The sequence below is a fragment of the Rhizobium sp. TBD182 genome, from assembly GCF_001950375.1.
Classification (GTDB): domain Bacteria; phylum Pseudomonadota; class Alphaproteobacteria; order Rhizobiales; family Rhizobiaceae; genus Agrobacterium; species Agrobacterium tumefaciens.
In genome coordinates, this window is sequence record NZ_BDLN01000001.1 from 458,895 (window position 1) to 468,398 (window position 9,504).

Annotated in this window: 9 protein-coding genes; 5 read left to right on the forward strand and 4 right to left on the reverse strand. The window is 59.0% G+C overall.

Annotated elements, in window-relative coordinates:
- From T18_RS27450 to T18_RS02405, 4 genes are all read left to right on the forward strand, one after another.
- A partial coding sequence (locus tag T18_RS27450) for a glycine cleavage T C-terminal barrel domain-containing protein (protein WP_323455210.1) occupies nucleotides 1–127 on the forward strand: 127 nt, incomplete at its 5' end.
- Between the two features lie 28 nt (nucleotides 128–155).
- The gene (gcvH, locus tag T18_RS02395; protein ID WP_003512948.1) at nucleotides 156–518 is read left to right on the forward strand and encodes a glycine cleavage system protein GcvH; all 363 of its coding nucleotides are present in this window, start codon (nucleotides 156–158) and stop codon (nucleotides 516–518) included.
- On the forward strand, nucleotides 518–3,382 hold the full coding sequence (gene gcvP, locus T18_RS02400) for an aminomethyl-transferring glycine dehydrogenase (RefSeq protein WP_038490923.1): 2,865 nt from the start codon (nucleotides 518–520) through the stop codon (nucleotides 3,380–3,382). Before gcvH ends, gcvP begins: the two co-directional genes overlap by 1 nt.
- Before the next feature lie 159 nt (nucleotides 3,383–3,541).
- A complete protein-coding gene (locus T18_RS02405; RefSeq protein WP_013636047.1) occupies nucleotides 3,542–4,345 on the forward strand; it encodes an endonuclease/exonuclease/phosphatase family protein in 804 nt (267 codons plus the stop codon).
- A gap of 45 nt (nucleotides 4,346–4,390) precedes the next feature.
- Here the strand turns inward: T18_RS02405 and T18_RS02410 are convergent, their stop codons facing one another.
- Nucleotides 4,391–4,894 (reverse strand): hypothetical protein, encoded by a 504-nt coding sequence (locus tag T18_RS02410; protein WP_003512942.1) that lies wholly within the window; start codon nucleotides 4,892–4,894, stop codon nucleotides 4,391–4,393.
- A gap of 133 nt (nucleotides 4,895–5,027) precedes the next feature.
- On the opposite strand from T18_RS02410, the gene T18_RS02415 reads away from it, so the two are divergent.
- Nucleotides 5,028–6,368 carry an MFS transporter gene (locus T18_RS02415; RefSeq protein ID WP_029658762.1) on the forward strand — a complete coding sequence of 447 codons (1,341 nt, stop codon included), beginning with the start codon at nucleotides 5,028–5,030 and terminating at the stop codon, nucleotides 6,366–6,368.
- Between the two features lie 60 nt (nucleotides 6,369–6,428).
- Here T18_RS02415 and T18_RS02420 read toward each other — a convergent pair whose 3' ends face one another.
- The 3 genes from T18_RS02420 to T18_RS02430 form a co-directional block, all read right to left on the reverse strand.
- Nucleotides 6,429–7,241, reverse strand: a complete 813-nt coding sequence (locus T18_RS02420; RefSeq protein ID WP_038490916.1) for a ferredoxin--NADP reductase — start codon at nucleotides 7,239–7,241, stop codon at nucleotides 6,429–6,431.
- Between the two features lie 146 nt (nucleotides 7,242–7,387).
- Nucleotides 7,388–7,894 carry a DUF934 domain-containing protein gene (locus T18_RS02425; protein ID WP_038492802.1) on the reverse strand — a complete coding sequence of 169 codons (507 nt, stop codon included), beginning with the start codon at nucleotides 7,892–7,894 and terminating at the stop codon, nucleotides 7,388–7,390.
- A 10-nt stretch (nucleotides 7,895–7,904) separates the two neighbouring features.
- Nucleotides 7,905–9,504 (reverse strand): nitrite/sulfite reductase (locus tag T18_RS02430; protein WP_323455171.1); only part of this gene is annotated, 1,600 nt, incomplete at its 5' end.

Here is a 9,504-nt window from a genome sequence, read left to right on the forward strand (position 1 = left end):
TGCCATGGGTTACGTCCCTGCGGCCCATACTGCTCCCGGCACGGCGATCTTTGCGGAAGTGCGCGGCAAATATCTGCCCGTCACCGTCGCTGCCCTGCCCTTCATCAAGCCCACCTACAAACGATAATCTTCATCCCATCTCCGGAGAGAATACGATGCTGAAATTTACCGCAGAACACGAATGGCTGAAGTTCGAAGGCGATATCGCCACCGTTGGCATTACAAGCCACGCCGCTGAACAGCTTGGCGACCTCGTCTTCGTCGAATTGCCGGAAGTGGGCGCCACCTTCTCCAAGAATGGCGACGCGGCGACCGTTGAATCCGTCAAGGCGGCTTCCGATGTCTATTGTCCGCTGGATGGCGAAGTGGTGGAAATCAACCAGGCCATCGTCGACGATCCCTCGCTGGTCAATTCCGATCCGCAGGGTGCTGGCTGGTTCTTCAAGCTGAAGCTCTCCAACGCCGCGGATGCCGATACGCTGCTCGACGAGGCAGCCTACAAGGAGCTGATCGCGTAATGACGACGCCCACGGAATTCCATTTCACCGACTATCAGCCCTATGATTTCGCCAACCGGCGTCACATCGGGCCGTCGCCGTCGGAAATGGCGGAGATGCTGAAGGTCATCGGCTACAAGAGCCTCGATGCCCTGATCGACGCCACCGTTCCCTCCTCCATCCGCCAGACGGTGCCGCTGACCTGGGGTGCAGCGCTGACCGAACGCGAGGCGCTCGACCGCCTGCGCGAGACGGCCAACAAGAACCAGGTGCTGACCTCGCTGATCGGCCAGGGCTATTACGGCACAATCACGCCGCCGGTGATCCAGCGCAACATTCTGGAAAACCCGGCCTGGTACACCGCCTATACGCCTTACCAGCCAGAAATCAGCCAGGGCCGCCTTGAGGCGCTGCTGAACTACCAGACGATGGTCTGCGATCTGACCGGCCTCGATGTCGCCAATGCATCGCTGCTCGATGAAGCGACCGCCGCTGCCGAAGCCATGGCGATGTGCCAGCGCGTCGCGAAGTCCAAGGCAACCGCCTTCTTCGTCGATGCCAATTGCCATCCGCAGACCATCGCGCTGATCGAGACACGCGCGGCGCCACTCGGCTGGAAGGTGATCGTTGGTAATCCCTTTACCGATCTTGATCCTGTCGACGTGTTCGGCGCGATCTTCCAGTATCCGGGCACCCACGGTCATGTCAGCGATTTCTCGGGCCTGATTTCCCGCCTGCACCAGACGGGTGCCATCGCTGCCGTTGCCGCCGATCTTCTGGCGCTGACGCTGTTGAAGTCACCCGGTGAAATGGGTGCGGATATCGCCATCGGCACCTCGCAGCGTTTCGGCGTTCCGGTCGGCTATGGTGGTCCGCATGCGGCTTACATGTCCGTCAAGGATGCACATAAGCGCTCCATGCCTGGCCGTCTGGTCGGCGTCTCAGTCGATGCGCGCGGCAATCGCGCCTATCGTCTGTCGCTGCAGACCCGCGAGCAGCATATCCGCCGCGAGAAGGCTACCTCCAACATCTGCACCGCGCAGGTGCTGCTTGCAGTCATGGCGTCGATGTATGGCGTCTTCCATGGCCCGCAGGGCATCAAGGCGATTGCGCAGCAGACCCACCAGAAGGCCGTTTTGATGGCCAAGGGCCTGGAGAAGCTTGGCTACGTCATCGAGCCGGAAACCTTCTTCGACACCATCACCGTCGAAGTCGGCCATATGCAGGGCGTCATCCTGCGCTCGGCCGTTGCGGAAGGTGTGAACCTGCGCAAGGTCGGCGCGACCAAGATCGGCATGAGCCTTGACGAGCGCACGCGTCCCGCGACGCTTGAGGCGGTCTGGCGCGCTTTCGGCGGCAATTTCTCGATCTCGGATTTCGAGTTGGAATATCGCCTGCCGAAGGAACTGCTGCGCACCAGCCAGTACATGACGCATCCGATCTTCCACATGAACCGTGCCGAAAGCGAGATGACCCGTTACATCCGCCGTCTTTCGGACCGTGATCTCGCGCTCGACCGCTCGATGATCCCGCTCGGTTCCTGCACCATGAAACTGAACGCAACTGCGGAAATGCTGCCCATAACGTGGCCGGAATTTTCCGACATCCATCCCTTCGTGCCGGCAAATCAGGCGCTCGGCTACAAGGAGATGATCGATGACCTCTCGGAAAAGCTGTGCTCGGTCACCGGTTACGACGCCTTCTCCATGCAGCCGAATTCCGGCGCGCAAGGGGAATATGCGGGGCTCCTGACCATCCGCAACTACCACATCGCCAATGGCGGCGCACATCGCGACGTTTGCCTCATTCCAACCTCGGCGCACGGCACCAATCCAGCCTCCGCGCAGATGGTCGGCATGAAAGTGGTGCCGGTGAAAGTGCGGGAAAATGGCGATATTGATATCGACGATTTTCGAGCAAAAGCAGAGCAGTATGCGGAAAACCTCTCGTGCTGCATGATCACCTATCCGTCCACCCATGGCGTGTTTGAGGAGACGGTTCGCGAGATTTGCGAGATCACCCATAAACACGGTGGTCAGGTCTATCTCGACGGCGCCAACATGAACGCCATGGTCGGTCTTGCCCGTCCCGGCGATATCGGTTCCGACGTCAGCCACCTCAACCTGCACAAGACCTTCTGCATCCCGCATGGCGGCGGCGGTCCGGGCATGGGGCCGATCGGCGTCAAGGCGCATCTTGCTCCCTATCTTCCCGGTCATCCGACGACGGACGGTCGTGAAGGTGCGGTTTCTGCTGCCCCCTTCGGCTCGCCGTCGATCCTGCCGATTTCCTGGAGCTACTGCCTGATGATGGGCGGCGAAGGGCTGACGCAGGCGACCAAGGTTGCGATCCTCAACGCCAACTACATCGCCGAACGGCTGAAGGGCGCTTACGACGTGCTCTACAAGTCCGAAACGGGACGAGTGGCGCATGAGTGCATCATCGACACCCGACCGCTGGCAGACAGCTGCGGCGTGACGGTGGACGACGTTGCAAAGCGTCTCGTCGACTGCGGTTTCCATGCGCCGACCATGAGCTGGCCGGTTGCCGGCACGCTGATGATCGAGCCGACGGAGTCCGAGACCAAGGCGGAAATCGACCGTTTCTGCGATGCCATGCTGGCGATCCGCGAGGAAGCCCGCGACATCGAGGAAGGCCGTGCGGACAAGACCAACAATCCGCTGAAGAACGCGCCGCACACGGTAGAAGATCTCGTCGGCGAGTGGGATCGTCCCTACAGCCGCGAACAGGGTTGCTTCCCGCCCGGCGCCTTCCGCATTGACAAATACTGGTCGCCGGTAAACCGCATTGACAATGTCTATGGCGACCGCAACCTCATCTGCACCTGCCCGCCGATGGAGGCTTATGCCGAGGCCGCCGAATAAAGGCATCGGTACGAACGAACTTATGAAGGCCCGGAGCGATCCGGGCCTTTTTCGTTCCGGACACAAGCCCCAAGACCGGGCGACCACGTCACATGCGATTGATCGTAACCCGTTCCATGCTAAACCGGATGCTGCAATTTAAGCGGTGATGGAGTTTGAATGCGTTTGATTTGCCTGAATGGTTGGGGCGGAAAGCTCCATGACGAGCTTGTTCCCTATATCTCCGCGTCCGATCCCGACATTCTATGTTTGCAGGAAGTGGTGCATACACCGGCAGCCGAAGAGGACTGGCTGAGCTATCGCGATGACGGTAGGGATCTGCCGCAAAGGGCGAACTTTCTTCGCGATGTCGAAGAAGCCCTACCCGATCATCTGGCAATCTTTTGCCCGGCGTCACAGGGTGACCTCTGGCACGGGGAGACACGATATCCCTCTCAATGGGGGCTGGCGACTTTCGTGCGTAAATCCATCGCGATTGTTGCGCAGGCTCAAGGTTTTGTGCACGGCTGCTTTTCTGCGAATGGATACGGAGATCACCCGCGTTCGCGCACGGGCCATGCTGTCAGGGTTTTCGACTTCACGACCGGCCAGCCAGCCGTCATCGCCCATATGCATGGGCTGCGTGACCCCAACGGTAAACACGATATTCCCGCCCGTCTGATGCAGGCAAAACGCCTCGTGAAACTCGTCAAAGACATCGCGGAGGATGGTGACCGGATCATCGTGTGCGGCGATTTTAATGTTCTGCCTGAGAGCGACACCTTCACGGTATTGAAGGAACTGGATCTCATCGAACTCGTCACGACACGTGGTTTCACAGACACGCGCACCTCGCATTATGCCAAACAAAACCGTTTTGCAGATTACATGCTGGTCAACCCGGTTGTGCAGGTCGATCACTTCGATGTGGTGAGACAGCCCGAAGTCTCGGACCATTGCCCTTTGCTGATCGAATTCAGCTAGAGGCTTAAGCCGCATTACCGGTCAATGCCTCACGTCGCGGCTTGGTCAGCGCACGAGCCGGATATCGCTCGTCACCACCGTCTTGCCGGTCCTGCCGTCCTTGTCGGTGGTGCGAAGCCGCAGGCCGTTTTGCCCGACTTTTTCGATTGTCATGGCTGCGACGCGGTCGCCGTTGATGTCGCGGTTCCAGCGAACCGTCAGATTGATTGCATTTCCCTGCCGCGTACCGGAAAGGGCAGACGGTCGGCCGGAGGGTCCGGTGTAAGCGCCGCTGTAACGTCCACCTTTCTCCGACAGGTCGGCCGCAATTGCGCGCCTGACCACCAGAAGGCCACGGCATGTGCCGGACATATTGAGCGACGAGGTCCCCGTTTTGGAATTCAGCGTACAATTGACGTTGATTGGTGGCGTGCCAATGCGGGTGATCACGGTTCCCTTCCCCGCCCATGTGCCTTTCAGCGACGAAAGGAATTCGCGTTCGTCCGCTAATGCCGGCTGCACACCGAGCAGCCCTGCAAAAAATAAACTCGTGATAGCCGTCGTTTTCATGGCGCGTATCCAATTTTTCACGAAGACTAACTCGCTTGCACCGTCAAACGTTCCTCCCGTTTATTTAGCAACTGTCAAAAAATTCGAGAGGCTCATGTTTCTATCGTGCCGATGCAACCAAATGCAGGCATAGATGTTTCTCGCCAGCGTCGATCAATTTCTGATCACCTACCGCATATTTTTCGGAGCATATTTCATGACGACGATCGGCGTTTTGGCACCGCGCGGCAGCCTCCCCTCCGGTGGTCTGCCTCGCAGCGGTGGTATGTCAGACCGCACGCTTTTTGCCCTTGCGGCGCTTAATTTCTTTCTGGCCGATGCTCGCGACGGGCTCGGGCCGTTCCTGGACGCATTTTTGGCGACACAGGGCTGGTCTTCGCTTTCTCTGGGGATGATTGCCACGGTCGGCGGCCTCGTCGGTCTGCTTGCCACACCGCTCTGCGGCGCGTTGGTGGACGGCACGACGTGGAAAAGAACGTTGATTGCCATCCCCGTCGTTCTCGTGACCGTCGGCGCGCTGATTACGCTGATCTTTCCCGATGCGTGGATCGTCTGGACCGGCCAGATCATGACTGCGGTTGTCGGCGCCGTCGTGGGACCGGCTCTGGCCGGACTGACGCTTGGTCTGGTCGGTGAACGCCTGTTCTCCCGTCAGATATCGAGAAACGAATTCTGGAACCATGGCGGCAATTTCGCATCGCTCTTCGCCACTTACGTTGCCGTTTCCTTCTTCGGCCTGCATGGCGTCATCGGACTGATGCTTCTGACGGCTGCCGGCGCACTTGTTGCCGCCGCCGCCATCGACCCCGACAGGATCGACCACAAGGTGGCGCGGGGCCTTGGCGAGGACAAGGGCGAACCGGGGCCTTCAGGCATCAACGTGCTGCTTCACGAACGCGGTCTGATATTCCTCGCGATCATTCTTCTCATCTTCCACTTCGGCAACGCGCCGATGGGGCGGCTTATCGCGCAGAATTTTGCCATCGAACTGCAGACACCATTTCGCACGACAGCGATCATTACCGGTGTCGCGCAATTTGCCATGATCTTCGTTGCGGCCCTGGCGCCGTGGCTTATCCGGCGCTTCGGTCTTGCGACGGTGTTCCTGATCGCGCTTGCGGCCCTGCCGATCCGCGGTCTGCTGGCTTCCGCCTTCACCGATTTCTGGGTAATCTTTCCGGTACAGTTGCTTGACGGTATCGGTGCCGGCCTTCTGGGCATCGTGACGCCTGTGGCCGCCGAACGCATTCTCAAGGGAACCGGCCGGTTCAATGTCGGCCTTGCAAGCGTCATGATGGTGCAAGGCATTGGTGCGTCCCTCAGCAACGTCGTTGCCGGCTGGCTGGTAACCAAAGGCGGTTACGCCCTTTCGCACTTGGTCGGCGGCGGCATATCGGCCATCGCCATCGCTCTATTCTTCATCTACCGAAACGAGATTGCCCCGAAGCAGGCCGACGAAGCACTGCCTCAGTAAACCGTACAAATAAAAAAGGAGGCCTCACGGCCTCCTTCATCCAACTTGCGCAAATATCTGTTATCCGACGAAAGCGCGCTCGATGACGAACTCGGCAGGCTTGTTGTTCGCACCTTCGTTAAGCCCGGCCTTTTCAAGAAGCTCCTTCGTGTCCTTCAGCATGGCCGAAGAACCGCAGATCATGCCGCGATCGATAGAGGGATCGAGTGCGGGAACACCCAGATCCGCAAACAGCTTGCCGTTCTCAATCAGCGAGGTGATGCGGCCCTTGAAGGGATAATCCTCGCGCGTGACAGTCGCATAGTGCTTAAGCTTGTCGCCGACGATCTCGTTCAGGAATTCATGGTTCCTGATTTCCTCGACCAGATCGAAACCGTATTTCAGTTCGGCCACATCGCGGCAGGTATGGGTGAGGATGACCTCTTCAAACTTTTCATAGGTCTCGGGATCGCGGATCAGGCTTGCGAAGGGTGCGATGCCGGTGCCGGTCGAGAACATATAGAGCCGTCTGCCTGGTGTCAGCGCATCCAGAACCAGAGTGCCTGTCGGCTTCTTTCGCATAAGCACGGTATCGCCGGGCTTGATCGCCTGAAGATGCGAGGTCAACGGGCCATCCGGAACCTTGATCGAGAAGAATTCAAGTTCCTCGTCCCAGGCAGGGCTGGCGATGGAATAGGCGCGGTAGATCGGCTTTTCGCCGACCATCAGGCCGATCATGGCGAATTCGCCGGAACGGAAACGGAAGCCGGCCGGACGCGTCATGCGGAAACGGAACAGGTGATCCGTATAGTGTTCCACCGACAAAACTGTCTCGGCGTAAACACCATCAGGTATCTTGATCGCGAAATCTTCCGTCTTGGCTGGCGCGTTCATTTCAGGTTCCGTCCATTCATTCGATAAGCGACATTCTTCGACCGGGCAATTATACCATTTTTGCCGCGGTTTGAAGGCATGAGAATATCAATACTGCCATGCGCGCAGAAAATATGCATCTAAAACTCATATTTCCGCGCAACGCGTCATTGGGCCGCACGGCGGCGCCAGCTATAGGCCTCTCCACCGTTGGCCGGAAGGGCCGTCGGCTGGTAATAGACCGGGATTTCCGGCAGGCGATTTTCGGACAGGCGGCGGATCGCCGTCTCGTTCGTGACCGCAAAGCTGGTGAAGCCGGTGCGCAGCATCAGCGGCACCTGGTCGATCAAAACATCGCCAACCGCCCTCACTTCACCGGCAAAATCAAGACGGCTGCGCAGCAACGAGGCATGGCTGAAACCACGCCCGTCATTGAAGGCCGGGAAGCTGACGGCGACAAGGTCGATACGGTCGAGATAGGGCTCGAGCCGGGTGACATCGTCGGCAGGCGCAATCAGAACGCCGAGGCCGACATCATTGCTTTCGGCCGCACGGACAAGGAAATCAGCAAGCGACAGCACCGGTTTCTGCTCGGCAGTTGCCTTCACTTCTTCCGTTTCGATCACCCAGGGATCGTTTTCCACGAAGCCGTCGCGGTTCCAGATTTTCGTCATGGCAATCTCCTCAGGCGGCTTCAGCGGCGGAACCGTAGAGCGCATCCTTGAACGGCTGCGGTCCGACGCGGCGATAGGCCTCGAGGAAGGTTTCTTCCTTCGAAAGACGCAAGCCCAGATAGGTGTCGACGATAGTTTCCACCGCGTCGGTCACTTTTTCCGGCTCGAAACCACGGCCAATGATCTCACCAATCGACGTGTTTTCATCACCCGATCCGCCAAGCGTGATCTGGTAGAGTTCCGCACCCTTCTTCTCAACACCCAGAAGGCCGATATGGCCGACATGGTGGTGGCCGCAGGCATTGATGCAGCCGGAAATCTTGATCTTAAGCTCGCCGATTTCCGCCTGACGTTCCGGCGCGCCAAAACGGGTGGAGATTTCCTGCGCCACCGGAATGGAGCGCGCATTGGCAAGCGCGCAATAGTCCAGCCCGGGACAGGCAATGATATCGGTGATCAACCCGGCATTGGCAGTCGCCAGTCCGGCTCCTACAAGTGCGCGATAGACCGGCTCGAGATCGGCCAGTGCCACATGCGGCAGGATGATGTTCTGCTCGTGGCTGATGCGGATTTCGTCAAAAGCGTATTCGGCGGCGATATCGGCGACGAGTTCCATCTGCTCGTCGGTCGCATCGCCGGGAATGCCGCCAATCGGCTTCAGGGAAATCGTCACCATGCCGTAGTCCGGATGCTTATGCGGCTGGACGTTCTGCTCGACAAAACGGGCAAAACCCTCATCCGCCCGCTTCCAGCGCGCCAGGCTCTCCCAGCCTTCAGGACGGTCCTTAAGTGCCGGCGGTGCGAAATAGGCGGTAATGGCCGCAATATCGGCATCCGGCAGCTTCAATTCCGTGTTTTTCAGCTCCGCGAATTCAACCTCGACCTGGCGGGCCAGTTCTTCTGCGCCGGTTTCATGCACGAGGATCTTGATACGCGCCTTGTATTTGTTGTCGCGGCGGCCGTGCAGGTTGTAAACGCGCATGACGGCCGTGGTATAGGACAGCAGGTCTTCTTCCGGCAGGAAGTCGCGGATCTTCTTGGCGATCATCGGCGTACGGCCCTGCCCGCCGCCGACATAGACGGCAAAACCGATCTCGCCCTTGTCGTTCTTTTTCAGATGCAGGCCGATATCGTGAACCTGAATCGCGGCGCGGTCGCGCTCGGCGCCCGTTACAGCGATCTTGAACTTGCGCGGCAGGAACGAGAACTCCGGATGCACGGAAGACCATTGACGCAGGATTTCCGCATAAGGACGCGGATCGGCGACCTCGTCTGCGGCGGCGCCCGCGAAATGGTCGGCGGTCACGTTGCGAATGCAGTTACCCGAGGTCTGCAGCGCATGCATTTCCACGCTTGCCAGTTCGGAGAGGATATCGGGCGTGTCGGACAGGCGCGGCCAGTTGTACTGAATGTTCTGGCGGGTGGTGAAGTGGCCGTAACCCCGGTCATATTTGCGGGCGATATGGGCCAGCATCCGCATCTGCTGCGAATTCAGCGTGCCGTAGGGAATGGCGACGCGCAGCATATAGGCATGAAGCTGGAGATAGACACCGTTCATAAGGCGCAGCGGCTTGAACGCGTCCTCAGCAAGCTCGCCGGACAAGCGGCGC

Coding starts and splice junctions, on each gene's coding strand:
- gcvH (WP_003512948.1), top strand. CDS start 156: ATGCTGAAATTTACCGCAGAACACGAATGGCTGAAGTTCGAAGGCGAT.
- gcvP (WP_038490923.1), top strand. CDS start 518: ATGACGACGCCCACGGAATTCCATTTCACCGACTATCAGCCCTATGAT.
- T18_RS02405 (WP_013636047.1), top strand. CDS start 3,542: ATGCGTTTGATTTGCCTGAATGGTTGGGGCGGAAAGCTCCATGACGAG.
- T18_RS02410 (WP_003512942.1), bottom strand. CDS start 4,894: ATGAAAACGACGGCTATCACGAGTTTATTTTTTGCAGGGCTGCTCGGT.
- T18_RS02415 (WP_029658762.1), top strand. CDS start 5,028: ATGTTTCTCGCCAGCGTCGATCAATTTCTGATCACCTACCGCATATTT.
- T18_RS02420 (WP_038490916.1), bottom strand. CDS start 7,241: ATGAACGCGCCAGCCAAGACGGAAGATTTCGCGATCAAGATACCTGAT.
- T18_RS02425 (WP_038492802.1), bottom strand. CDS start 7,894: ATGACGAAAATCTGGAACCGCGACGGCTTCGTGGAAAACGATCCCTGG.